This is a genomic window from Geobacillus sp. LEMMY01 (assembly GCF_002042905.1).
Taxonomy (GTDB): Bacteria; Bacillota; Bacilli; order Bacillales; family Anoxybacillaceae; genus Geobacillus; species Geobacillus proteiniphilus.
Genome location: NZ_MVKA01000023.1, coordinates 1 through 23,993, shown reverse-complemented (window position 1 = coordinate 23,993; position 23,993 = coordinate 1). Strand labels below are relative to the sequence as shown.

General features: G+C 51.9%; 22 protein-coding genes and 1 pseudogene. 8 read left to right on the top strand and 15 right to left on the bottom strand.

Annotated features, from left to right (window positions below):
- The first annotated feature begins 30 nt into the window (after positions 1-30).
- Together B1A75_RS12085 and B1A75_RS12080 are read left to right on the top strand one after the other, a co-directional pair.
- Positions 31-1,674 carry an SWIM zinc finger family protein gene (locus tag B1A75_RS12085; protein ID WP_176202413.1) on the top strand — a complete coding sequence of 548 codons (1,644 nt, stop codon included), beginning with the start codon at positions 31-33 and terminating at the stop codon, positions 1,672-1,674.
- A complete protein-coding gene (locus tag B1A75_RS12080) occupies positions 1,671-4,430 on the top strand; it encodes a DEAD/DEAH box helicase (protein ID WP_033012648.1) in 2,760 nt (919 codons plus the stop codon). Before B1A75_RS12085 ends, B1A75_RS12080 begins: the two co-directional genes overlap by 4 nt.
- 613 nt (positions 4,431-5,043) lie before the next feature.
- Here B1A75_RS12080 and B1A75_RS12070 read toward each other — a convergent pair.
- From B1A75_RS12070 to B1A75_RS12020, 11 genes and pseudogenes are all read right to left on the bottom strand, one after another.
- The gene (locus B1A75_RS12070) at positions 5,044-6,015 is read right to left on the bottom strand and encodes an MTP-1 family protein (protein WP_079936274.1); all 972 of its coding nucleotides are present in this window, start codon (positions 6,013-6,015) and stop codon (positions 5,044-5,046) included.
- A gap of 279 nt (positions 6,016-6,294) precedes the next feature.
- The gene (locus B1A75_RS12065) at positions 6,295-6,780 is read right to left on the bottom strand and encodes a macro domain-containing protein (RefSeq protein ID WP_074043842.1); all 486 of its coding nucleotides are present in this window, start codon (positions 6,778-6,780) and stop codon (positions 6,295-6,297) included.
- Positions 6,781-6,855: 75 nt separating this feature from the next.
- Positions 6,856-7,161: pseudogene (locus B1A75_RS12060) on the bottom strand (DUF488 domain-containing protein); the annotation flags it as partial.
- 21 nt (positions 7,162-7,182) lie between these two features.
- Positions 7,183-7,614, bottom strand: coding sequence for a hypothetical protein (locus tag B1A75_RS12055; protein WP_074043844.1), 432 nt, complete (start codon positions 7,612-7,614; stop codon positions 7,183-7,185).
- Positions 7,615-7,616: 2 nt separating this feature from the next.
- The gene (locus B1A75_RS12050) at positions 7,617-8,930 is read right to left on the bottom strand and encodes an AAA family ATPase (RefSeq protein ID WP_013524765.1); all 1,314 of its coding nucleotides are present in this window, start codon (positions 8,928-8,930) and stop codon (positions 7,617-7,619) included.
- Between the two features lie 85 nt (positions 8,931-9,015).
- Positions 9,016-9,903, bottom strand: a complete 888-nt coding sequence (galU, locus tag B1A75_RS12045) for a UTP--glucose-1-phosphate uridylyltransferase GalU (RefSeq protein WP_074043845.1) — start codon at positions 9,901-9,903, stop codon at positions 9,016-9,018.
- Positions 9,904-10,184: 281 nt separating this feature from the next.
- The gene (locus B1A75_RS12040) at positions 10,185-11,243 is read right to left on the bottom strand and encodes a BtaManbiosPhlase (protein WP_074043847.1); all 1,059 of its coding nucleotides are present in this window, start codon (positions 11,241-11,243) and stop codon (positions 10,185-10,187) included.
- Between the two features lie 2 nt (positions 11,244-11,245).
- Positions 11,246-12,193 carry an MTP-1 family protein gene (locus B1A75_RS12035; RefSeq protein ID WP_074043848.1) on the bottom strand — a complete coding sequence of 316 codons (948 nt, stop codon included), beginning with the start codon at positions 12,191-12,193 and terminating at the stop codon, positions 11,246-11,248.
- Between the two features lie 41 nt (positions 12,194-12,234).
- Entirely contained in the window at positions 12,235-13,065 is an 831-nt protein-coding gene (locus tag B1A75_RS12030) for a carbohydrate ABC transporter permease (RefSeq protein WP_074043849.1), read from the bottom strand.
- Entirely contained in the window at positions 13,052-13,930 is an 879-nt protein-coding gene (locus B1A75_RS12025; protein ID WP_079936262.1) for a carbohydrate ABC transporter permease, read from the bottom strand. Before B1A75_RS12025 ends, B1A75_RS12030 begins: the two co-directional genes overlap by 14 nt.
- Position 13,931: 1 nt before the next feature.
- Complete coding sequence (locus B1A75_RS12020; RefSeq protein ID WP_079936261.1) at positions 13,932-15,257, bottom strand: extracellular solute-binding protein; 1,326 nt, start codon at positions 15,255-15,257, stop codon at positions 13,932-13,934.
- A gap of 493 nt (positions 15,258-15,750) precedes the next feature.
- Between B1A75_RS12020 and B1A75_RS12015 the strand changes: the two genes are divergently transcribed.
- Positions 15,751-16,764, top strand: a complete 1,014-nt coding sequence (locus B1A75_RS12015; RefSeq protein ID WP_079936260.1) for a substrate-binding domain-containing protein — start codon at positions 15,751-15,753, stop codon at positions 16,762-16,764.
- A gap of 39 nt (positions 16,765-16,803) precedes the next feature.
- On the opposite strand, the gene B1A75_RS12010 is transcribed toward B1A75_RS12015, so the two are convergent.
- The gene (locus B1A75_RS12010; RefSeq protein WP_079936259.1) at positions 16,804-17,697 is read right to left on the bottom strand and encodes an Rpn family recombination-promoting nuclease/putative transposase; all 894 of its coding nucleotides are present in this window, start codon (positions 17,695-17,697) and stop codon (positions 16,804-16,806) included.
- A gap of 198 nt (positions 17,698-17,895) precedes the next feature.
- Complete coding sequence (locus B1A75_RS12005; protein WP_079936258.1) at positions 17,896-18,831, bottom strand: DMT family transporter; 936 nt, start codon at positions 18,829-18,831, stop codon at positions 17,896-17,898.
- Positions 18,832-19,126: 295 nt separating this feature from the next.
- Between B1A75_RS12005 and B1A75_RS12000 the strand changes: the two genes are divergently transcribed.
- Complete coding sequence (locus tag B1A75_RS12000; RefSeq protein WP_013524774.1) at positions 19,127-19,600, top strand: hypothetical protein; 474 nt, start codon at positions 19,127-19,129, stop codon at positions 19,598-19,600.
- Between the two features lie 43 nt (positions 19,601-19,643).
- On the opposite strand, the gene B1A75_RS11995 is transcribed toward B1A75_RS12000, so the two are convergent.
- On the bottom strand, positions 19,644-19,844 hold the full coding sequence (locus B1A75_RS11995) for a hypothetical protein (RefSeq protein WP_011232749.1): 201 nt from the start codon (positions 19,842-19,844) through the stop codon (positions 19,644-19,646).
- 241 nt (positions 19,845-20,085) lie between these two features.
- Here B1A75_RS11995 and B1A75_RS11990 point away from each other — a divergent pair, with 241 nt between their 5' ends.
- From B1A75_RS11990 to B1A75_RS11975, 4 genes are all read left to right on the top strand, one after another.
- Complete coding sequence (locus tag B1A75_RS11990) at positions 20,086-20,583, top strand: L,D-transpeptidase family protein (protein ID WP_013524776.1); 498 nt, start codon at positions 20,086-20,088, stop codon at positions 20,581-20,583.
- 171 nt (positions 20,584-20,754) lie between these two features.
- The gene (locus tag B1A75_RS11985; RefSeq protein ID WP_079936257.1) at positions 20,755-21,678 is read left to right on the top strand and encodes an RpnC/YadD family protein; all 924 of its coding nucleotides are present in this window, start codon (positions 20,755-20,757) and stop codon (positions 21,676-21,678) included.
- A gap of 143 nt (positions 21,679-21,821) precedes the next feature.
- Positions 21,822-22,280: a MerR family transcriptional regulator gene (locus tag B1A75_RS11980; protein WP_079936256.1), complete on the top strand. Its 459-nt coding sequence runs from the start codon at positions 21,822-21,824 to the stop codon at positions 22,278-22,280.
- Positions 22,281-22,293: 13 nt separating this feature from the next.
- Positions 22,294-22,902, top strand: a complete 609-nt coding sequence (locus B1A75_RS11975) for a DUF4411 family protein (protein WP_079936255.1) — start codon at positions 22,294-22,296, stop codon at positions 22,900-22,902.
- Positions 22,903-23,585: 683 nt separating this feature from the next.
- Here the strand turns inward: B1A75_RS11975 and B1A75_RS11965 are convergent.
- The coding region (locus B1A75_RS11965) for an IS66 family transposase (RefSeq protein WP_139761730.1) at positions 23,586-23,993 on the bottom strand (408 nt) is incomplete at its 5' end.

Sequence of the window (23,993 nt, the reverse complement as noted above, 5' to 3'; positions counted from 1 at the left end):
TAAGGAATGGATCGGAAAGGACGGACCGACATGTTGCAAACTACCGTTTCCAAGCCGCTTTTGCAGCAGGCGGCTGGGGAATTGCTGAAAGAATTGCCGTTTCCCATTTTCCACAATCTCATTCAAAAAGGGCGCGACTTGTCAAGAAACGGGTTGGTCTATAACGTCATGGTGGTGAACAGCCATGAAGTAGAAGGGATCGTTTCCGACATCACCCCCCATGATGTCATGCTTGATTTGGCCAACATCACCCGCCGCCATCGCTGCCCGTGCGGGACGGAAGGGCTGTGTCCACACGTTTTGGCGCTGTTCTTTTATGTATACGGCAACGTGTTCGACGTTGGGGAGCTGTTCCGTCTTTGGAAAAAAGGGCAAATCGGCGCGTTGCGGAAAGAATCCGCTGTCCATGAACCAAAAACGCCTGCTCCAAAACGTGCGGGGAAAACGGCGGGCCTTTCGATCACAGCCAATGAAACGGTTGAAGATTGGCGGGGCCAGTTCGAGAAACAGTATGAAGACTTTTTCTCCCGCCATCAAAATGGCCAAAACTGGCCGTACCGTTTAGCCTTCCAGCTGCTCCCGAAACTTGGCAAAAACGAAGGAAAGCAAGCCGGCGCCCGTCCGCTGCGGGAGCTTCATGCCGCCCTCTTTTTGTTGGAAAAGCTTCGGCAGTACGGAGAGGCGCAAGGGTGGAATGACGTCGTATTCGCCTCTTACGGGCACTTTTCCTGGCAGCAGGACGTCAACTATGTCGCCGACCGCGCCTTTGACGCCTTGGAAAAATTGTCTGATCAATCGCTGCCGCGGTCGCTCAACGCGTTGATTGAACAGACGATTCCGTATGTTCGTGATGTACTGTTTTTGGACGGAGGGCTGTCATCATTCGGCTATGACTTTTACACAACCGCGTGGGAATCGCTGTTCACCAAGCCCACATGGCGGCAAGAGGAACGAGCCGAACTCCTTCGGCTCGCCAAAGACCGAGACGACATCCGCGCCGCTATGGCGGCGGCTCATCTTTCCTTTTTGCTTGGCGAAGACGACGAAGCGATGGCGCTTTACCGCGCGTTCCCCGATCAGGCAGGCTTGTTTTTGATTGAATGGATCGGGCGATTCATCACCAACGGCCTCGTCAAGCGGTTTGAATCCGTTTGGGAAAAAGCGAAGGACGATTGGCCGCTTTATCTTTCGCATATACCCGCTCCCATCCGAAGCCGTTTTTTGGACGAAGCGGCGCACTGGTTTGAAATGTACGCCCGGCAACGAAACCGCTCGGACGCATGGGAAGATTTTTTGCAGCGAAGCCTTCCGTACAGCGTCAACGAGTACACCAACTTTTTGTATCGGCAAGGACGCTACCGGGAAGTCGTGGACCTATTCTTATGGGCGAACATCACCGCTGATGAGCTGCATCCGCAGCTGCTCAAAACATTGCAAGCGCGCGGGACGGATCTTGTCATGCCGTTATATCATCGGACCGTGATCAAGCTGCTCAACGAGAAAAACCGGTCAAGCTACCAAAGGGCGGTCCGCCACTTGAAAACGATGCGGGCTCATTACCGCTCGATGAAGCGATTCGATCAATGGGAAGCGTATCTTGAACAGCTGCTCGCCAAAACGGCGCGCCTGCGCGCGTTTCATGAAGAATTAAAGAAAGGAAAACTGCTTCCATGAAGGCATTGGAGACGATTCAGATTTCCTGCAGATGGAATGAAGAGATTCGATGTTTCGAGCTCTCTGGTTCCACCCATCCCTCATCATGGGTTTCGCCTTTATTGGCTTGGCACGAAGAAACCTTTTACGGGACCATGATTGATATCGAAGACGACATCGTGCGGCTGTCGCCGTGGCAAGCGCTCACTCTGTTCGCGTTGCGTCCGCACTCGCGCTTTTCCGTCATCGAATGGGCGGATGAATTCACCGCCCGATTGGAAGAGTGGGCGAGACACATTTGGAATGGGTTGGGGGAACGCCGCTTCCTTCCAGATGCTTCCTTGTGGAAAAGCACAGGCGGCGCATGGAGCGAAGCAGGACGCACCCGCTGGCGCGGCGCGGATGACGATCCCGATCCGTTCGTCGCCACATGGCGGTCGCTTGCGGTCGCCGACTGGCTCTCACGCGACCCGGAACTTCGCGGCATTTGGGGCGAAATCGTTCGCACTTATCCATTGATCGCCTCCCCCAGCGGCCAATGGACCGGAACGGAAGACGATTGGCTGGAACAAATCGGCTGGCTCGGCGACCGGCCGCCGTTTACGGTCGGGCTTCGCCTCGTCGAGCCGCCTGAGGACGGCGACGCATGGACGCTGGAAGCGGTGTTCATCGCCATCGACGACAGCGTCATCGCCTCTGCCCGTGATATTCCGCGCGCCTGGCGCCCATATGAATCATCGATCCAGCGCGCCATTCGCCGCATTTGCGCGATCGTGCCGTGGCTTGACGCCGGGGAGGGTCTGCGGACGGAACTGTCTAATGAAGAAGCGTGGCGTTTTTTGTCCGAAGACAGCTTAAAGCTCACCGAAGCGGGCGTACGCCTCTTGCTTCCCGACTGGTGGCACGACATCCGCCAGGCGCAGCTGTCGATCAAAGCGAAACTGTCGCCTTCCGTCAACGCCGAATCACTGTTCGGCCTTGAGCGGCTCGCTGATTTCGATTGGCGCGTCGCGACCAACGGGATTGAGCTGACGGAAGAGGAGTTTGCCGCTTTGGCGGAACAAAAGCGGCGCCTCATTCGCCTGCGCGGCCAATGGCTCATCCTTGACCCCGCCCTTGTCCGCCGCGCCCAGGCGCTCATGGAAAAGGCGAAAAAAGAAGGCGTGCCGATCCACGATATCGTGGCGCAAACGCTGCTTTCAGAAGCAGAGGAGCGCGAAGAGGCAACGGACGAATCGATCCCGATCCACATTGACGTCCATGATCAGTTCCGCGCGTTCATCCGCCAGCTCCAGCAGCTGGATGGATTGCCGAAAGCGAATGTGCCGCCGTCGTTTCGCGGCACGCTCCGCCCGTACCAGCAGCGCGGCGTCGACTGGCTCGTCTTTTTGCGCCGATTCGGCTTTGGCGCCTGCTTGGCCGATGACATGGGGCTAGGCAAAACGGTGCAGCTGCTTGCTTATTTGGCGCACGTCAAAGAAATCGAACGCCCGGACACGCCGGCGTTGCTCATCTGCCCGACAAGCGTGATCGGCAACTGGCAAAAGGAATGCGCCCGCTTCACCCCAGACTTGCGCGTCTACGTGCACCATGGACCGAACCGGGCGAAAAACGATGCGTTCGTGCAAACGGCAGGCGAGGCCGATCTCGTCATTACGTCTTACAACCTTGCTCATTTGGACCAAGACGATTTAAAACAGATTCATTGGCATGCGATTTGCCTTGATGAAGCGCAAAACATTAAAAACGCGCAAACAAAACAAGCGCGCGCCATCCGCCGCTTGAGCGGAAAACATAAAATCGCCTTATCCGGCACGCCGGTTGAAAACCGTCTCGGCGAACTTTGGAGCATCTTCCATTTCCTCAACCCCGGCTATCTCGGCAGCCGTGCGGAGTTTGAGCGGCGCTTTGCCGGGCCGATTGAAAAAGAAGGAGATGCCCGCAAAAAAGCGGCGCTGCAGGCGCTCATCCGCCCATTTCTCTTGCGGCGGACGAAAACGGATGAAGCGGTTGCGCTCAACTTGCCGGATAAGCTTGAACAAAAAGAATATTGCCCGCTCACGGCCGAACAGGCTGCCTTGTACGAGCAGCTCGTCAACGACACACTCGAACGGGCAAAGGAAGCCAGTCCGTTTGCGCGGCGCGGCTTGATTTTGCAAATGCTAAACGGTGTGAAGCAAATTTGCGACCATCCGGCGCTGTATTTGAAAGAACGCCGCCCCCGCCAGCTCGTTGAACGGTCGCACAAGCTCGAAAAGCTCATCGAACTGATCGAGCAAATCCGCGCCAACGACGAATCGTGCCTCATCTTCACGCAATACGTGCGAATGGGCGAGATGATCCAACAGCTGCTTTCCGACTTGTTTGATGAGCCGGTGTTGTTTTTGCACGGAGGCGTCCCAAAACAAACGCGCGACCGGATGGTGGATGAGTTCCAAGCGAAAAAAGCGCCGATTTTCCTTTTGTCGCTCAAAGCAGGCGGCACCGGGCTCAACTTAACAGCTGCCAACCACGTCATCCATTTCGACCGTTGGTGGAACCCGGCGGTGGAAAACCAGGCGACCGACCGCGCCTACCGCATCGGACAGACGAAATTCGTCCACGTCCATAAATTGATCACCGTCGGGACAATCGAAGAAAAAATCGACGAGATGCTCGAACAAAAACAAGCGCTCGCCGACATCATCACCGAAGGCGAGGCATGGATCACCGAACTGTCCGATGACGAACTGCGCGACTTGCTCGCCTTATCGGCCGCAGCGAAAGGAGGCGCTTGAGCATGGCGGAAGAAAAACGAAAGCGCAAGAAAAAAACGGCGGAAAACCCGTGGGAAAAGCTGCTGAAGCGGATGGAAGAGAAAATGAAGGAGCGGGAAAAGCGGCAAAAACAACCGTAAAGGAGCATCACGCGGGCGATGAACGTCGCCCCGATCCCGTTGGACACAGAAAAGATCCATGAGCAACCTTTGCCCTTCACCTGGGCATGAAAATGCCCCATCAAGACGCGTGCATTTTCACGGAAACAGCGTGGGAAGAATCCCACGCTGTTCGCTTTTAAGCAGTCCTTTCGAAGACCGTTGAAAAACGACGGATTTGTTCGATTTGGGAGAAGCCGAAAGGGGTCACGCGACGGTGTTGCAAAGTTTTGAACTGAAGAAACGCTGTGAGGAAGCAACATTTCCTCTTTCATCACGATAATGCAAACAAACAAGGTTGAACATCCGCCTGCTCATATAGCCGTTCCTCATTGAGCACATACACCGTCACCGAACAAGTCACGTTTATGTCAAACCGAAGTCCTTCGCACAAGGCAAGAAACCGGCCAAATGCAAAAAAGGACCGGCCGCCAACCTTCCTCATCAAGAGAAGGTCTGTCGCACCGATCCTTTCGCTAAACGGAAGCATACATCCGATCGAGCTCTTGCGCTTCGTATTTCGCAAACGGGTCGATGAGCGAAATTTTTTGCGCTTCCGCATCGCCGACGCCGGCGTACAGCTCGGCGGTGCCGTCGCCTTTGCGGATGAGCCCGCCGCTGAAGACAACGTTCGCCAAATCCGGCCGTTTCGCCGGCCCGTCTAAAAAGTGGGAGCGAAGCGCAAGCAATTCCAGCTCCGAACGCTCCATCGTCTCGGGGTTCAACACGAACACCATCGGGTAGTAATGGCGGTTGCCTTGCTCGTCAAAGCAAGCGATATGGCCGAGCGCCCCAACAAGCCCGTTTGCAAGCAAATGCGCCTCGTTCACGCCGCCCCATTCTTCATCCGTAAATTGGGCATCAAGAATCGGCGCAGCCTCGATCACGTCCGGCGTCAACTCATCGAGCGAGAAAATGCGGGTGAAACCGATTTTCCCGCGGCCGCCTTTTTCCCCTTGTGGTCGGGTAAACACGCCGATCGAGCCATCTTTCAACTCGACGAGGCGAATGTCTTTCATCCCATCCGGCCCTTCGGCGAACTTTTCCAAGCGGCGAATGTTCGGTCCGCGGTAAAAGACCGTCCGCCAGCTATGCTCGCCAACAAACACCGGATGCGGAAACGTCTCCACGCCGCCAAACACAAGCTGACCGTGAATGCGCGACACGAACGGGTCTTGCAAGGCGAACACTGGCGCCCCTTCACGAGGAATCCAAACGCCGTCGCGCTCGATGAAAAAGTACACTTCCGACTGCTCGCTGTCGCGCGACTCGACGCGCCCAGCGATCACCCATTCTCCTTCATCCAAAAACGGTGCGGAAATATTATAAACGTCTCGATCCCCGACACCCGCAAAGCGGAGTTTTTCCGGCTCAAACGGCTGTGGGGCCAGGCGGAATTCATCGACTAATACTTGACATGTCTTTAATGTTGGCAATTGGAATAACATGATCATCCCTCCAGGCGTTGCCAAAAACGCCGTATGCATCGCTTTTGGCCATTTTCCCTGAACAGGTTCGAACAGGAAACGATCTCCAACTTCCTTTCATGCCAGTCCAATCAATCGGACATGGATGGCTGCGCCACCTCCTAGGCTAGGCAAGGAAGTCAATGAAACTGGTTTGTATGTTATATTATAATATGATATGAGGGATTGTGAAACACGTTATTCTTTGCCAAAAAAAGAAAGGCCAAGCGTCTGTCAAGGCCCTTTTTTTCTTATTTTTATTTAATATGAATCAACCATTCGGATAAATGACTCGTCGATATCAACGACCACAAATTCCACATCCTCAACCGGCGCGAGCACCTCGCGAAATAACCTAGCCACTCTCGCTTTGTCAAGCCGGCCGACTCCGGTCCCCAAGGCCGGCAGCGCCACCTTCTTGATCCCGTGTTCCCGACAGTGCGCGACAAGCCGCTCAAGACACGACCGGACGATCTCATACGACGTCGCCCCTGCTGGCTGCTTCATCGTCACAAGATGAATCACACCCCGAAACGGCAACGAGCCTGCCCCTGTCACGTACAAATCGCCCGGCTGTGGATCTTGCGCTTGACAGACGCGGATCGCTTCCTCTTCAATCACGCGCCCGCCTGCCCGACGGATCGCCGCTGCCACCCCGCCGCCCATCGGTCCAATGCCGTTGGCGGCATTGCAAATGTACTCGACCCCTTCAACCTTCGTCAAATCGCCGACCATCGCAGAAATCATCGTTCATCCCTCCTTGCTTCGCCTCTCGGCTATTTTGCGCAAAAAATCACAAAGGACAACGACATGGTTATGTCATTCGTCTTTTGCCGCATACAACAGCGTCACCATTCCGGAAAGCGACAACAGCTCATCCACAAGCTCCCGCTTCGTTTCCTCTGTTTCCAACTCCCGCTCATACGCCCGCGCAAACTCGGCAAACCGCTCTGGCCGATGGCCAAACCATTGCCGCAGCGCTGGACTCGGGGCAATCTCTTTCATCCAGCGGTCGATGCGCGCCTCGGCCTTTGACACCCCGCGCGGCCAAAGGCGGTCGACGAGAATGCGGGTGCCGTCATCCTGTCCGATTGGGGTATGAATCCGTTTTAGCCTGTAATGACCCATACCGGTCGCCTCTTTCCTGCCCTATACGTTTACCTCGTCCCACTTGGCTTTTACCACTAATGTCCCACCCGTTCTCCTCAACATTTTTTCCAGCTTCATCAAATAAGTCGATTTCAAAGCAGGCGTTCTCACACGGGTAGTCACGATTCTCCCTTCGAATCGATATCCAGGCAACCATTTCCCTAACTGTTCGATTGTTCGGGCGATCTGGTGTACAGCTTCCTCAAGGTCAGACCCTTTTAGTTCGATGAAAAATGCCCGCCCCCCTTCGATCACTAAAAATAAAAAGTCGCATTTTACCCCCTCTTTAATCAAACAACCGTCTACACGGTATAAAGCCACCCTCTTTTCCCTCTTATTGACGAAACGAACCCCTCTCCCGTTTTCCTCAACAACTGCTAATTTTCGACAGTCGCAATAGTGTAAACAACTTTCCCAACCTACAACCGCCATGTTTACTCCCCCGCTTCCTCCGCCTCCATGAGTTCATCAAGTACGCGGTTGATCGCAGATGATGCTTCATCGATCGCTTCGGCCTGTATGAACTGTAATTCATTATCAATAATGCTTCGATAGCGGAATCTCCCTCCTTCACTCTCCAGCATGTAGGCCTTTACCCGCTCTGGAGAAAGGCGCAGCTTTCGGTCCACAATTGGATGCGCACGTTGATCCAGTTTGTTTCCGATTTTGGCAGCGTACAAATAAATATTAAAAGCAGACAAAATGTACGGGCTATGAGTCGTAATCACTAGCGTACTATTCGTCACATTTAGCAACAACGCAAATAAGGCAACCATTTCTTTTTGTGCGTTCGGATATAAGTGTGCCTCGGGTTCTTCAATCACCATAAACACTCGCTGCCGTTCCAGAATGATTGTAAATATCAGCAGCAAAATCCAAACGACTTCCTGTTGTCCAGAAGATGAAAATTTCAGTTTTGTATACTCTCTTTCATTAAAAAAAATCCTTTCCCCATAATCAGAGAACATGTATTTCCCTTTCATCACGCCTTCGATCATCTTGATGGCCAGTCGGATTGCCTCAAAGTCAATTTTTTCTGTCGAGAATTTTTTTCGATCTTCGATGATTTCCTCAAACGAATGCGAAAACATCTTCTTTAGCAGATTAATTCGCTCGATAAACTGTTCTGTCAACACATCGAGTTGCTGCGGGTTAATATCCTGAAGCTGATCCGACAATGTGGCAACTAAACTCCTCCCTGCAGGGATAAAAATGGGTGTTTTGGAATCGCCGAATACCTCAGCGATCGCTGCTTTGACCTTTTCCAACACATTTTGTTGACGCACTTTCCACGAGGAGACATTCCAAAAATCATCCAACTGTTGTTCTTCGTATTGCATTTCCTTTTTCATCTGCACAACATGTTTAAAATTTTCCTGAATCTCCCGTTTTAGCGGATCGCTGAAATGGATTTGTACATAACCGTCCTTTAAATCAAGACGGACAAACTTTTCAACATCATACTCATAACGAATATGAAACGGTTTCATATGTTTGGTTGTGCCAAAGTACCCAACAAATTTTCTCCGAAGACGTTTATTGAACTCAAAAAATGGGTTGTTTTCTTCCGTTTGACGTACTGAAAGCAAATAGTTTACCCATTCATCAGGAATCGATTGAAAGAAAAAAATCAATTTGCTGATCGTACTTTTTCCGCTCGCTTGGGGGCCAATCAAAACGGTAACATCCGTGATCTCCTCATCAAACAGCTTCACAGGACCAAAATGTTCAATCCGTATGCGCGCCACATCCTACCCTCCTTTTTTGTCTCCATCCTCTGAAAAACGACTAACAGTCATTAAGAGCATTTCAACACGAACGACTTATTTTTGATTAGCTGCTCTTCGATCCCTTCGCCTCTGCCACCACCCGCTCCAAAAACGAAAGCAAGTCATCCCGCAGCTCCTCGTTTTGCAGGGCAAACTCAATCGTCGTTTCGATAAAGCCGAGCTTTTCGCCGACATCGTACCGCTTTCCTTCAAATTCATAGGCAAACACGCGCTGAATTTCATTCAACCGCCCGATCGCATCGGTGAGCTGAATCTCCCCGCCCGCGCCGGCTTCCTGTTTCTCTAAAAACAAGAAAATTTCCGGCGTCAACACGTAGCGGCCGACGATCGCCAAGTTCGACGGCGCTGTGCCCGGAGCTGGTTTTTCCACGAAGCGGCGCACTTGGTAGCGCCGGCCTTGCTGCTCGAGCGGGTCGATGATCCCGTAGCGATGCGTTTCTTCCTCCGGCACGCGCTTGACACCGATCACTGAGCTGAACGTTTGTTCATACTGCTCAATGAGCTGCTTTAAACAAGGCTTTTCCGACTGGACGATATCATCGCCCAACAACACCGCAAACGGCTCGTCTCCAATGAAATTGCGCGCGCACCAAACCGCATGCCCCAGCCCTTTCGGCTCTTTTTGGCGAATGTAGTGGATGTCAACCTTCGACGGCTCTTTCACTTTCTCAAGCAGATCCAGCTTCCCTTTTTGCTTGAGCATCTGTTCCAGCTCAAACGCGTAGTCAAAATGATCCTCAATCGCCCGCTTCCCTTTCCCGGTGACGATGATGATGTCTTCAATGCCCGAGGCGATGGCTTCTTCGACAATATATTGAATCGTCGGCTTATCAACGATCGGAAGCATCTCCTTCGGCATTGCCTTCGTCGCCGGCAAAAACCGCGTCCCAAGCCCGGCCGCCGGAATGATCGCTTTGCGTACTTTTTTCATCTCTCATGGTTCCTCCTCTATCCGATGATCATCTGTTCTTTCGAGTCATGGCCAGTGTCTTTCATTGCCCAGCCGCAAACCGCTCTGCCGACCTGACCGATGAATCGGCGTTGTTTTTATTATACCAAATCCTGTTGAACGGAAAAGAAACGAAACGACGCAATGAACGTTGAACGCTCTCCCACCTGCGCTCACGGTATGTTCGCGGCAAACCAAAAAAGAAACGCCCGGCCATCCAGGCGTTTCCGTTCTTACACCGCAACGTGCGGGCAACTTCGCTTTCATACTTTCACAAGCGAATCCAAAATCTCGTCCAGCTTCAGCTCGACGCACGCCATCGACGTATCGGCGGCGCCGTAATACATTTTCACAATATCACCGTCAACAAGCGCCCCGCATGAGAACACGACGCGGCCGAAAAAGCCGTTCACCTCATAGTCCGCTTCCGGCTCAACAAGCGGCCGCTCCGAGCGGGCGATGACTTTTGCCGGATCGTTCAAATCGAGCAGCACCGCCCCCATGCAATAGCGGTGGTCATCCGACGCACCGTGGTACAACTCGAGCCAGCCGTGCTCCGTTTTGATCGGCACCGCCCCGCCGCCGATGCGGGCGCTGTCCCACTTTCCTTCACGCAGACCGAACAAAAAGCGGTGATTCCCCCAATGAAGCAGATTCTCCGACTCAGCGATCCACACCTCGGGGCGGCCGTTGCTTCGCGGCACTGGGCGATGGAGAGCGTAATATTTGCCGTTGATCTTCTCCGGAAAAATGAGCACATCTTTGTTTTCCGGAGCGAAAATCATGCCGTGGTGCGTCACCGTCCGGAAATCCGTTGTTGACACCATCGCCTCGCCAACTCCTTTTGGTGAGACGGCGCTGAAATAAATGTAATACGTGCCGTCAATGTACGTAATGCGCGGATCTTCAATACCGAATGTCTCGAGCTCATTCGATGGATAGACGAACGGGCGGTCGTCGATCGTAAACCGCCGCCCGTCTTGACTCCGGGCGAGGCGCAAATAGGAGAGCGACGTCAAATACAAAAACCGCTCCGCCCCCGCCTCTTTGATCACCCGAGGATCGGAAAAATCATAGCGCGGATCGTCTTTGCGAAATTCGTAAACATCGACCTTCCCCGTCTCTCGATTCCATACCGGTGCTTTCACGATATTCGGGTCATCCGACACCGGCCGCTCCGCCACCCGAAGAAGCAGCAGCACTTCCCCTTGAAACCTCGCCACCCCAGCGTTAAACGCCCCGATGACTTCAAACCCGTCGTGGTGCGGCGGCACATCTTCCGGCGTAATGAGCGGGTTTTCTTCGTAGCGGTAAATGTGCATCGTCACCCCTGCCTTTCGTATTTCGTAAATGGATCAACGATTGTTAGTTTTTGCGCTTCTGCGTCACTTGTTCCAGCGTAAAAATCGGCCGTGCCGTCCCCTTTGCGAATCAGTCCGCCGCTAAACACGACATCCGCCAAATCCGGACGCTTCGCTGGGCCATCGAGGAAATGGGCTCTTGTGGCGATCAACTCCATGTCCGACGCTTCCCCCGTATCCGGATTGAACGCAAACACCATCGGATAATAATGACGGTTCCGCTCCTGATCGAAACAAGCGATATGGCCAAGGACGCCGACGAGCCCATTGCCAAGCAAATGCACTTCGTTGGCGCCGCCCCATTCTTCATCGGCAAATTGACCGTCAATCAATGGGGCATTCTCAATCGCCTCCACCGTCAACTCATCGAGCGCACCGATGCGGGTGAAGCCGATTTTTCCGCGTCCGCCTTTTTCCCCTTGCGGACGGGTGAAGACCCCAACCGACCCATCCCGCAGCTCAACAAGACGAATGTCTTTCATCCCGTCGGGACCGGTGAAAAAATGCGCCAATTCATTGATCGTTTTTCCGCGGTAAAACACCGTCCGCCAATACAACTTCCCGTGAAGCACGGGATGCGGAAACGTCTCCACGCCGCCAAACACGAGATGCCCGTGCACCCGCGAAACAAACGGATCCTGCAAAGCAAACACCGGCGCCCCTTCCCGCGGCACCCATGTCCCTTCACGCTCGACGAAAAAGTATACTTCTGATTGCTCGCTGTCTCTTGCCTCCACCCGTCCGGCAATGACCCACTCGCCATCGTCTTCAAACGGCGCGGAAATGTTGTACACATCCCGCCCCCCAACGCCGGCAAACACGAGCTTCTCCACCCGAAGCGGCTGAGGAGCACGCTGAAATTCCTCAAGCAATGTCTGGCATGTTTTCCTTGTCAGCGTCCTTGTCTGCATAACGTCTCTCCCTGCTCCCTCTTCCTATCATGATGTTTTTATTATTTTAATATGAACTGCATGCCTTCTTTAAAATTCTTGCTAAACAAAAGGAACAAAATCAAAATCGGCAGCGTGAGAAGCACTGAGGCGGCGTACATTGGCCCCGGATAGCCGCCGTACGGTCCAAACATTTGCGCCAACAACACGTTTAACGTCAACATCTTTTCGTTATTCACAACAAGCATATCCCAAAGCAGTTCCACCCATCGCTCCATGAAAAGGAACAAGAAAATGATCGTCGTAATCGAGCGCGACATCGGCCAGACAATGCGGCGAATGATGGTGAAATGGCCCGCTCCATCCATCTTTGCCGCTTCGATCAATTCATCGGGAATGCTGCGAAAAAAGTTCGTGTACATAAAGATGGCCCACAAGTTGACGGCCTTCGGCAAGATCATCGCCCAATACGTGTTGTACCAGCCGAAATACCGGACGATCAGAAACAGCGGAATAAGCAAAATGATCGATGGATAAAACATTTGAAACAAAATCGCGTTGTTGACCCATTGTCTCCCTTTAAATTTCACTTTCGACAACGCATATCCAACCATCACCGCCGTCACAAGCATGAGCAACGTTGACGCCGACGTGACGAGCAAACTGTTGAAAAACGCCCGAAGCCACGGCCGCGGCACGACATCTTCGCCGCCTTGAAACAGCCATTCATACGAGCGAAGCGTCAATGACGACGGGATGAGCTTTCGGTCGACCTCATTCCATGGGGCAAGAGAGCCTAACACCATATACAAATACGGAAACACCATGACGAACAAAACGGCAAACGCCAAAACATAAAGCAATCCGACCTTCCATGTTTTACTCCCAGCCATGTTTGCCACCCCATTTTTCCAACACCTTGCGAAAAACGAAAATCGACGCAAAGGTGACGATCGAATTGATGATCGCGACCGCGGTTCCGTAACCCGCATTCAATTTTTCAAACGCCTGGTTGTAAATCTCCAGCTGCCACGTATGGGTCGCATACTCCGGCCCACCGCCTGTCAACACATACGGTTCGGTGAAAATGCCAAACATCAAACCGACCGCCAAAATCGTCACCGTATAAAACGAAGGGTACAGCATCGGAATCGTCACGTGCCAAATCCGCTTCCAGCCGACCGCCCCGTCGATTTCGGCCGCTTCATACACTTCTTTCGGGATGCTTTCCAAGCCGGACAAAAACAGCAGCGCATAATATCCGACAAACTTCCACGCCATCATGAGCGCAATGACGAGCGGGGCTAAGATGGGCGAGCCGAGCCAGTCAATATCCCAGCCCAACGCGTCCCGCAAAAATTGATTCAACGGGCTGTTGTAGGAAATGACGCCTTTGACGACAATCGACGACGCCACCCCCGACGCCAAATACGGCAGAAAATATCCGACGGCAAACAATCCTTTCCACCGAGGCAGATGGTGAATGATCAGCGCCAAAAACAGCGAGCCGGCGATGACGATCGGCACAAACATCAACATAAACTTGTACGTCACCCAAAACGCTGCCCGCACGCTCGGGCTGAAGAAAGCGTCAAGGAAGTTTTGCATTCCCACCGTCTCATATTCGGGAGAAATTAAATTCCAGTTCGTAAAAGCGAGATATAACGCCCAAAACAGGGGGATCAAAAAGAAAATAGCCGAATAGATAAGGTATGGGCTGGCGAGCAGCCAACCCACTTTTGCCGCATGTTTATTCATGTTATTTTAACACCCCATGGATCGCCTTTTCCATGTCCTCCCACGCTTTTTCTGGGGTTTTCTCGCCTTTGACGACCGGATTCAACGCCTCTTTGCCGATCAGCTCTTGAAGCTCAACCATTTTGGCGTTATCCATAGGCGGTATGGCGTTCGGAATGTTTTCCGCATACAGTTTCAGCTGCGGATTTTGTTCAAAATAGGAGACAAACGCCTCGTTCGTCGACAAGTCGTCCCGCGCCGGCGGCAAGTTCGTTTCTTTCAGCCATTCCAAATCGTTTTGCGGATCGGAATACACCCATTTGACGAAATCGAACGCGGCTTGTTGCTGTTCTTTCGTCGCCGAAGCGTAAATGACCAGCCCTTTTGTATCGGCGAACGTTTTCGCCTGCGACGGGTCCATGCCATCAGGCACAGGCGGCATCGACAACACGTATTTCTCGTTAAACTTCATTTCCGGAAACTTCTCGGCCCAATATGGGAACGTCCACGGCCCTAAATCGGACATCACGGATGTACCGCTTTCAAACGGATCTTTCGTCTCTTTCGTCAACACGAGCTGATTTTTGCTTAAATCAGCGAAGAACTGGAGCGTCTTCACACCCGCGTCACGATCCGCACTCAACTTGTTCCCATCGATGAAATGCGTCCCTTTCGACGCCGCATTGTAAATCATGAAGAAGTCAAACCATCTCGCCCACCACGTCGGTTTGACCAAGTCGGCTCTCGCCCATAGAAACTTGTTCGGATATTTTTCTTTCAGCTTTTTGCCGACTTCCATGACTTCGCTGTACGTCTTCGGCGGAGCGTTATACCCCAACTCTTTCAGAATATCGATTCGCCAACCGAACAGCATGGCGTTTGAGTAAATCGGCAACACATATTGATGGCCGTCGGCAAACTTCCATGTTGAAATCGTGCTTTTCATTTGCCGTTTGCCGATTAAATCATCAAACCCCTCAAATTGATCCAGCGGCACAATCGCCCGGCTGTCCGCCAGCTGTGCGGCAAACCCGCGGGAGATGTTTTCGGAAATAACCGGCGCGTTCCCCGCCGCAATCGCCGACTGAATGCCCGCCTCCGAAGAAGGGCTTTCCGGCATCGGCGATACTTTGATTTTCACGTTTTGATGCTCTTCCATATAGCGATCCGCCATCTTCTTCCAGAATGCCTGCTGCGTCGGATTCGGCGCCGCCCAAAAATCAATTTGCACGGTTGATCCTTCCTTCTTCTGCCCTTGTTCATTCCCGGTCTGTCCTTGACAGCCTGTTCCGATCACCGCAGCGGCAAGCAACAACGAAGCCAGTTTGAACCACTTGCGCTTTTTCATCGTCCATTCCCCCCTTGTATTGATGAGCAGATGTAAAAACGCTTACATAAACAGTCGCTTCAGACAACGCCTCTCCTCCCCATGACAAATCATAGAGACAGACAAACTTGTCAACTGAAAATGAATGTTTGTAACGGTATTTTATAACATTACAATGACATTATTTCATGATTCAACGAAATAGTCAACTTCTTTTTTGCGGAAAAGACAAGAAAAAACCGTGAGTTTAGACGCAATTCATCAACTTGACAAATAACAACTGTAACGTTACAATACCATTCCGTATATATTTGTTCCGAGGTATTGAATGTCTTTCGTTTTCACAAGGGATATACTTGAACTAGAGAAAGCAAGCAAACGCTGCGAAAGCGGAGCCAACCTTCAAGATTTCGATGTATACTTGAATGATGGAAAACGAAAAATCGCAACGGCCGTCCTTGTCGGCGCCTCAAATCACCGAAAGGCAAAAATAGCGAATAAGTGGAGGTAGCGAATGAAAAAACGCATCACCATGCAAGACATCGCCGATCGACTGAACATTTCCAAAAACTCGGTCTCTCAAGCGCTGCGCGGCAAAGAAGGGGTCAGCGAAGAAACGAGGGAGCTTGTGAAGCGTGTAGCCAAAGAAATGGGGTATGAATATCCCGCGTCCCGCGCGAAGTCGCGCGGCAAACCGCCGAAGCAAATCGCCCTCATCGCCTCCGACCGCACGTTTTCGCTGAAATTTTTTGGCGAAATCTACTTAAGCATTGAACAGGAAGCGCTGTCACACGGCATGAAGCTGCACATCCAATCGGTGAACAAAGAACAAAAGGAACGGCTTCTTTTGCCTTCGTTCATCGAGGAAAAACAAGTCGACGGCGTGATCGTCCTTTCCCACATCAGCACCGAGTACATCCAACAAATCGTCGCCACCGGCATCCCGACCGTCCTGGTCGACCATCACCATCCGAACATTCCAGCCGATGCGGTGCTGACAAACAATCGGTTCGGGGCGTATGTGGCCGTCCAGCATTTGTTGGAGCTCAACCATACCGACATTGCGTTTGTCGGCGACGTCAACTATTCGCCGAGCTATCAAGAGCGGTATGAAGGGTACTTATTGGCGCTGAAAGACTATGGAGTGAAACCGAACGAGGAGTGGATGTTCTGCCAGGCGCAAGAGGACGAAACGGTCATCGCAGGCTACATCCGCGAGCTGAAGCGGCAGCCGACCGCCTGGTTTTGCGTCAATGACGGGCTTGGCTTTTTCGTCAGCACCGGCCTGCAACAGTACGGGCTAAAAGTGCCCGATGACGTTTCCGTCTGCAGCTTTGACAACGGGCAGCTGTCGCAAATCGCGACGCCGAAAATCACGACCGTCGACATCGACCTGAAGCGCTACGGCAAACGAGCGGTGGAATTGTTGCTATGGCGGTGGGACAACCCGAACGAACCATTTCAGGAAGTGCTATTGTCTACGAAACTGATCAAACGGGAATCAACAGCAGCGAAACAGAAGCGCTAGGGCGGGGCTGGCCTTTTGCCCCGCCTGTTTGATTTCCATTCACTTGGAGCCGCCTTGTTTCATTTCCTCAATCTCCGTCACAGGCAATCCGGTCAGTTCGTGAATCGTCTGCGCATCAAACCCTTTCATCAACATCCGTTTCGCAATGTGCCGTTTTTCTTGTTCCGCTCCCTCTTTGCGCCCTTCCTCCCGTCCTTCCTTTCGGCCTTGAATTTTTCCCTTTTGCTCGTACGAAATGATCAATTCCAGCACGCGTTCTTTTTCTTTCGTCTCCATTTGTTCCACCTCGCTTCGGAGCTGTTGTTCTTCTTCATCGGACAGCTTCACATACGTTTCAAAAAAGCCCATCAACAAACGCTGTCTTGCCTCGTCTAGCTCGAGACGCACCAACATGCGCAAAAATTGCTTTTTCAGTTCCACTCGTTCATTTTCAGTATAACCCATTTTGCTAAGCAACGCAGCCGCCACCGGGTTGTCGGTGCGGACAAATTGGCGCCAGTTTTGCTTGCGCAACTCCACATGGAAAAAGCGAAAGTCAAGCACATCACCAAACGGAAAGGAGAGCGTGAACGAGGAGGGTTCGTCTCGGATGGCATCATAGCTGAAGACGGCAATCGGAATGATCGGAGCGCGGTATTTTTCAAACAGACGGCTAAAGTACAGAAACATCCGTTCTGGAAAAGACGATTGGATATATGACTGATTTTCCACGTGAACAATAATCACCCCATCTTCCCCTTTGAACTTCGTTTCCACCAGCAAGTCTACCCGATACTTCTCCCCAGCCGTTACGTCCGTAAACAGCTCTTCGGACAAAAACGACAAATGGTTGAAATCGATATGCTCGTGCATATCCGGGAAAAAGAGAAGCACAAACTCCTCAAAAAACGTCTGCAACAGCTCCTTGAACAACCGGTCGTGATCGATCGCCATACATTCACCTCACACGAATAGGTTTCGTATTCTCTTTTTCAACATCATCAGGCAAAATCCTGCCCATGGTACAAAAAAATGGCCGTCCCTTTTCGAGAAGAGACAGCCAAGACACCACCTGCATTGTGAGACCCTATCCGCTCCTGGTAGTACCAACGTTTCCTCCTTGCACGCATGGCGTCAAAGCGGGGGAACGTGCTACCACATCCCCGCCTTCCTTCCGCCCTCCACCGCCTTCGCCCGGCGGAAACGGGCGATCACGTCATCCATCCCCCCGCTACCCAGCATCACGCCCGCGACGATGAAGAGAAAACCAGCCAGCTGCATCCATGAAATCGGCTCACCAAGCAACCAGTGCGCCCCAAGCAACGAAAAGAGTGGATTGAGGTTGATGAACACCGCTGACTCTGCGGGACCGAGATATTGCACAGCCTGGTTGTAAAACATATGGCCAAGCGCCGTCGCCACGACAGCCGAAGCAAGGAAAATGAGCCAAAGCGGCAACGTGCCCTCTTTCAAACTCGATAGGCCGCTCGGCTCGAGCACGAGGCTTAAGACAAACAGCCAAAGCGACCCGAAGACGAGCATCCACCCTGTCATCACCCGCGCCTCGACCGTCGCCTTTTTGATCATAATGAAGCTGATCCCTTGCGCCAACACTGCCAAAAACACGTACACATCGCCGACCGACAGATGGCCGAGGCCGCCGTCGCCGTTCACGACGACAAACACGACGCCAAAAAACCCGAGCGCGATGCCAAGCAAACGAAACAACGTCGGCCGCTGGCCCAAAAACACGATCGCCAACAGCGCCGTCACAAGCGGCACCATCCCTAAAACAAGGCCCGCGTTCACCGCCGTCGTCCTCGCGAGCCCCAAAGCTAAAAAGAAGTGATGGGCCACCACGCTGAACAATGCGGCCAAGCCAATCTGTTTCGCCTCATTCCAACTGACTTTTTGAAGCTTGCCGATCCCCCATAAAAACAAAAGCACGACCAACCCGGCCGTTAGAATGCGCAACGCCGTCAACGCGACGGGCGAAAAATGCTCCACAAGAATTTTCAACGCCGTCACGTTCAAGCCCCAAGCAACCATGATGGCGATCAGCAGCGCATAAATGAATGATTTCCTCATCGCACTCTACCTCTCCTGCCTGTTCGATTTTCAGCGGAACGCCAAAGGAAAAACGGAGCCCTAAACGCTCCGTCTCTCCATCCTATTCCAAATAGGACAAGCCGCCGTTGCTCACACTAGTGCATCATTTCCAACAACTTCTGCCATCCATTTTACTACACTCTGATGAATTTTTTGACTAAAAAATGCGGCCGTATGTCTATCCTGTGACACATGCCACGGCGCTTCCTCCCCCTCCCTGCCCATATCCGCCGCCCATCGTGCATATGGTATAACAGAGAGGAGAGGAGACCCCATGTTCCCACGCTACCGCCAAAAGACGATCCGAGCCAGGACTGGGGTGGCGGTTCTCACTGCCGTCGCCGTGTTGGTGGCGATCTTGTCTCTGTTTCTTTCGAACGAACGGAACGAGGCAAAGGAAATCGTGGACACGTTTTACCGCTACGAGCAGGCAGGGGATTTTGGCAGCTCTTGGGAGCTGTTTCACCCGCTTATGAAAAAGAAATTCCCAAAAGACGTCTACATCCAGCGCCGCGCCCACGTCTTTATGCAAGACTTCGGCGTCGAGACGTTCGACTACCGCATCGATGAGGTGGAAAAACTGTCGTCATGGTCGATGTCTGATGAGGACAAACCGCTTCACGACGTGTATCGCGTCCGCGTCATTCAGACGTTCCATAGCGCTTTTGGCGTGTTCGAAATCCATCAAGACGTCTTCGTCGCCAAAGAAAAAGGGGAAAAGAACATTTTGTTCCCTTACCGCCCGTAACCCCCAACATCGATGCGGCCCCGATATCGAACGGGCGCCGCTTTCACCGCTCCTTCCATTCCTCGATGATCTCAAGCGTCCGATTAATGCCGACATTGTATATCAACAGCTTAAGCAAGTTTTCCCGCTCCTCTTTCGTAAAAAAGAGATCGCCGTCAATGATCTCAAGCGGGACAGGGGAGAGCTCGGCATACAGCTCATAATCAACCTTCTGTCCTTCCGGTTTTAGGACAAACGTTCTCATTCGCGCCATCCTCCTTTTTCCCCTACACGTTTTGACAAGAAACACCCGTTAGGCAACGCTCCCTGTCAAGTATAGACTAACGCACAGCGCGTTCATGCGACTGGCGGCCGCACCGTATTCACATGCCATGCGCATGAGACTCTCTTCCTATTTGAGCAACCTTATTCGAATCTTCTCATACACTAATGTATCATCAATCGGAGCTGTTTTCTCCATCCAGCGAAAAAAGGAGCGAAATGCCATGTACAAACATATCGTCAAACGTGGGGAAACGATCGCCTCCATCGCCCGCGACTACCGCACATCTGTTGAGGCGCTCCTTCGCGCCAATGGTTTGACCGCCGCGTCCGTCATCTTTCCCGGGCAGGAGATCGTCATCCCCCACCTTCCGCCGAAAGGATCGATTCCCTACACGATCCACATCTCGATCAGCCGCCGCCAGCTGACGTTAAAACACCGGGGACGAACGATCCGCACGTATCCGATCGGCGTCGGCAAAATGGTCACCGCCACACCCGTCGGCGACTTTGTCATCGTCAACCGCCAGCCGAACCCAGGCGGGCCGTTCGGCGCGATGTGGCTCAGTTTATCCAAACTCCATTACGGCATCCACGGCACAAACGACCCGTCCTCGATCGGCAAATACGTATCCAAAGGCTGCATCCGCATGCATAACAAAGACGTGCTCGAACTCGCCTCCATCGTTCCGAACGGAACAGAAGTGTTCATCCGGCCGTGAGGGCAAAACAGCGTCATTCATCCATCTGTTCCGGGTCGCAACCCGTTTGATCTTTCAAGAAGATGTCATTCACTCCCACCGAACGAACACCGTGTTTCCGCTCACGATGGCAGCTGACAATCGGTCGGGCAAGTAGTATAATTGAGGTAAAAAGCGAATGGAGTTGAGACGATGCCAGGCGGGATCTCGCATCACGCCAAAGACATTTTGTTCAAGTCGCTGAGCGCATTGTACCAAAACCAAGCCTTCGATGTGTACGGACTTCACGGACTCCCGCGGATCAAAGCACTGCTTCCAACCGAATTTCCGTCTGTACGGGCGGATGAACGGCGCGCCGACACTGTGTTTCTTCTCGAAGACGATTCCATTTTGCTTCTGGAGTACGAAAGCAATGAACGATTTCTCGACAACCATTTAAAGTATCTTGATTATGCCTGCCGCATCCTTCACACATACTATCAACAGGAAAAACGAATACGCCCGATTCGCATCGTTGTGATCTACACAAGCGATGTCACGAGCGCCCGCGAACAACTTGACGCCGGCGATGTGTTTCTTTCATCCAAAGCGGTGCTGCTTGGCGAATTCAACGGCGATGCGATTTTCCATGCCATTGAAGAAAAAGTCCACAACGGCGAACCGCTTACTCCGGAAGAAACGATGAAACTCATCCTCGTGCCGCTCATGCACACCCGCTTTGACCGACAAACGATGATCGAAAAAACGATCGAACTGGCCAAAACGATCGGCGACGAACCGAAACAGCTGCACATCATCGCCGGCGTTCTGACCGCCACAGACAAATTCATCGACCGGTCATACGCCGAAAAAGTAAAGGAGTGGATCAAAATGAACAAAGTGTTTCGCCTGTTAGTCGAAGAACTTGAACAAGAAAGAGAAGAAATGTTGAAGAAAGTGATGCAGGAAAAAGAACAGGCGATCAAGCAAACGGAAAAACGGAAGGCCATCGAAATCGCCAAAAATTTGCTTGATGTTCTTCCCATTCACGAGATCGCCAAACGAACCGGCCTGACCGTCGCCGAAGTCGCCGATCTCGCGAAGGAAATGGACAACCATCAGCCGCCGATCCAATAGCGCCAAAGAGCCGCAACCGTGCGGCTCTTTTCATCTTCCCTTTGCTGCTTGGCAAGATCTCAATTTCTTTTGTTTCCTTTTTTTCTTTTGTTTCTCCAGCCAAAATAGTATAATGGATATAAACATCAAGGAGGGAAAGAAAAATGAGCACTTTGTCCCGCAAAACAGAAACCCGAAAGACAGCCCCCCCACCTCTTCACGAAACTGTGCTAAGCGACAACGTTCGACGTTATGTAGAATTGGTCCAACAGTCGCTTGAACTTGAGAAGCGAAAAAAAGAAATCTATTCCAACCTAAGCGACCAGGAAAAACAGAGCGTACGGCATATTCTTACCGAAATGGCGGAACAAACAATTCCAGATGATCTCTATGTCCGCGATGTGGCTCTTCTGCTTGATGTCACGCCGCAAATGGTGCGCCGTTATTGCGCAGAAGGAAAAATCGAGGCTTACCAACGGCTTGGAGACAGTGGAAAATGGATCATCCCGGCCGCACAGTTTTTTCACCACCCAAACTGGCCTTCATTTCTCCAAATGAGAGAACAGCTGAAAAGCCAGTCGATTCGTATCGCGGAAAAAATGGAAAAAGAGTTTGGAGAATAGGAGAAAGTTCTTCATGAGCGGAAACGGCACGGAAACAAAAGCATATTTGCTGGATACAAACGTATTCCGATACAAGTCAAGCCCATCTGCCCACATGAACCACAAAAAAGCCGCCAAGCGTTTTTGGAAAGATGTTTTGCAGGAAGTTCGCCATGAAGAGGCTGTGCTCTATATCCCTAAAGAAGTCATCCGAGAGCTTGAATTGCAATCCTACACACTTGGCGAAAAGGAAAGGCAACGGGTCTCGGAATTGTTGGAAAATATAACGATAACTATTCCCGATTGGACAACTCCCGATATGGAACACCAAGTAAGAAAAATGGCGGCTTATATTCGCTCTGAATACCAGAGGAAAATCAATGCCATGAGAGACATGGAATACGGCAGCGTGTCTGATGCCCGTATCCTGCTAACCGCTTGGCAATACGACTGCATTCTCGTCACAGCCAATATAAAAGATTTTGCGCTTTATCCTCTTCTGTTTCCTCGACACGAACATAGACTGCTTAATCTTTTATCAAATGATTATATCACCATTTCCCCGAGCATATATGACACCGTTCATCATGACCCAATATTCACGGGCATACTCCAAGAATTGAATGACTTAATCAACAGATGATTTAGACCGCATCGTCTTCCTAAAAGCACAACAAAGTCATTTCTCTATTTTGCCGGTCGCCAATGGCAAACCGCAGAGCCGATCAAAACGAAACAAGCATTCCTTGTTATCACTTCCTCCCAGAATGATGTTCCTGATGCCGAAAACAACAAAGCGAACCGGGCTGACCGTCGCCGAAGTCGCCGACCTCGCGAAGGAAATGGACAACGATCAGCCGCCGTCCCCATAGCGCCAAAGAACCGCCACCGTGCGGCTCTTTTCCCCCGTAACTGATCTCAGCGCCCAAAGCAAACAAGAGCGAAACAGCCCCTTTCATTTGCCGTAAAAGCGAACACGCATCCCACACGTCATCCCGCTACTGGCCACTTGCCAATTGCTGGCGAGCTTCACCCGTTAACAACAAATACGAACGGCGCTTTCCACCCTCATGACGTTCCACTTTCTCCGTCCACGGGTGAAACCACTTTACTCAAACAGTGTCCTTCTCCCCTCCGTCACTTTATGTAAGAGCCTCGCAAACTGTGACTTGTATCTTGTTAATATCGCCTTAATCTTGGAAACTCCTTTCCGTTCACAAATAAATAATATTTTCGCACCGCATTTTGATAGTATCTATTCAGCCCAGTACTAGCGAGATTTTCAGAATCCAGCACCAATAGGGCATTCCCAGTATCGAAAATGCCCTAGGAGGAATGGAGAATCGTTTGAAGAGGCTCTCCGCTTAGAAGTCTTTGCAACGATTCCCACACCGGCTTTCCGTGTTTTTGCAGGGTGGAAACGACGCTGCGGATGACACAGAAAGCCTCGGCATCGTCTTCCTGACGAAACGTTCCAGAGATTTTTTGTTTGACTTTCACCATCCGTAAATCGCGTTCGGCTTGGTTATTGTCAAACGGCACTTCTTTCTTKCGCAGGAAGAGAAGCGCTTCTTGCTTGCGCTTTTCTAGGCGCCGGATGAAATTTTCCGCTTTGCGGACACCTAGATGGCTGCCTTGTCGGCAACGTTCATCGAGTTCMCGGCGTCCATTCGAAAGAAGCTCGGCGTACACCGCTTCMAAATACCGGCCTTTCTCGACCGGAAAGGCGCAGCC

Bases quoted from the DNA above. Each gene is read 5' to 3' on its own strand.
- B1A75_RS12085 (WP_176202413.1), top strand. From the start codon at position 31: ATGTTGCAAACTACCGTTTCCAAGCCGCTTTTGCAGCAGGCGGCTGGG.
- B1A75_RS12080 (WP_033012648.1), top strand. From the start codon at position 1,671: ATGAAGGCATTGGAGACGATTCAGATTTCCTGCAGATGGAATGAAGAG.
- B1A75_RS12070 (WP_079936274.1), bottom strand. From the start codon at position 6,015: ATGTTATTCCAATTGCCAACATTAAAGACATGTCAAGTATTAGTCGAT.
- B1A75_RS12065 (WP_074043842.1), bottom strand. From the start codon at position 6,780: ATGATTTCTGCGATGGTCGGCGATTTGACGAAGGTTGAAGGGGTCGAG.
- B1A75_RS12055 (WP_074043844.1), bottom strand. From the start codon at position 7,614: ATGGCGGTTGTAGGTTGGGAAAGTTGTTTACACTATTGCGACTGTCGA.
- galU (WP_074043845.1), bottom strand. From the start codon at position 9,903: ATGAAAAAAGTACGCAAAGCGATCATTCCGGCGGCCGGGCTTGGGACG.
- B1A75_RS12040 (WP_074043847.1), bottom strand. From the start codon at position 11,243: ATGCACATTTACCGCTACGAAGAAAACCCGCTCATTACGCCGGAAGAT.
- B1A75_RS12035 (WP_074043848.1), bottom strand. From the start codon at position 12,193: ATGCAGACAAGGACGCTGACAAGGAAAACATGCCAGACATTGCTTGAG.
- B1A75_RS12030 (WP_074043849.1), bottom strand. From the start codon at position 13,065: ATGGCTGGGAGTAAAACATGGAAGGTCGGATTGCTTTATGTTTTGGCG.
- B1A75_RS12025 (WP_079936262.1), bottom strand. From the start codon at position 13,930: ATGAATAAACATGCGGCAAAAGTGGGTTGGCTGCTCGCCAGCCCATAC.
- B1A75_RS12020 (WP_079936261.1), bottom strand. From the start codon at position 15,257: ATGAAAAAGCGCAAGTGGTTCAAACTGGCTTCGTTGTTGCTTGCCGCT.
- B1A75_RS12015 (WP_079936260.1), top strand. From the start codon at position 15,751: ATGAAAAAACGCATCACCATGCAAGACATCGCCGATCGACTGAACATT.
- B1A75_RS12010 (WP_079936259.1), bottom strand. From the start codon at position 17,697: ATGGCGATCGATCACGACCGGTTGTTCAAGGAGCTGTTGCAGACGTTT.
- B1A75_RS12005 (WP_079936258.1), bottom strand. From the start codon at position 18,831: ATGAGGAAATCATTCATTTATGCGCTGCTGATCGCCATCATGGTTGCT.
- B1A75_RS12000 (WP_013524774.1), top strand. From the start codon at position 19,127: ATGTTCCCACGCTACCGCCAAAAGACGATCCGAGCCAGGACTGGGGTG.
- B1A75_RS11995 (WP_011232749.1), bottom strand. From the start codon at position 19,844: ATGAGAACGTTTGTCCTAAAACCGGAAGGACAGAAGGTTGATTATGAG.
- B1A75_RS11990 (WP_013524776.1), top strand. From the start codon at position 20,086: ATGTACAAACATATCGTCAAACGTGGGGAAACGATCGCCTCCATCGCC.
- B1A75_RS11985 (WP_079936257.1), top strand. From the start codon at position 20,755: ATGCCAGGCGGGATCTCGCATCACGCCAAAGACATTTTGTTCAAGTCG.
- B1A75_RS11980 (WP_079936256.1), top strand. From the start codon at position 21,822: ATGAGCACTTTGTCCCGCAAAACAGAAACCCGAAAGACAGCCCCCCCA.
- B1A75_RS11975 (WP_079936255.1), top strand. From the start codon at position 22,294: ATGAGCGGAAACGGCACGGAAACAAAAGCATATTTGCTGGATACAAAC.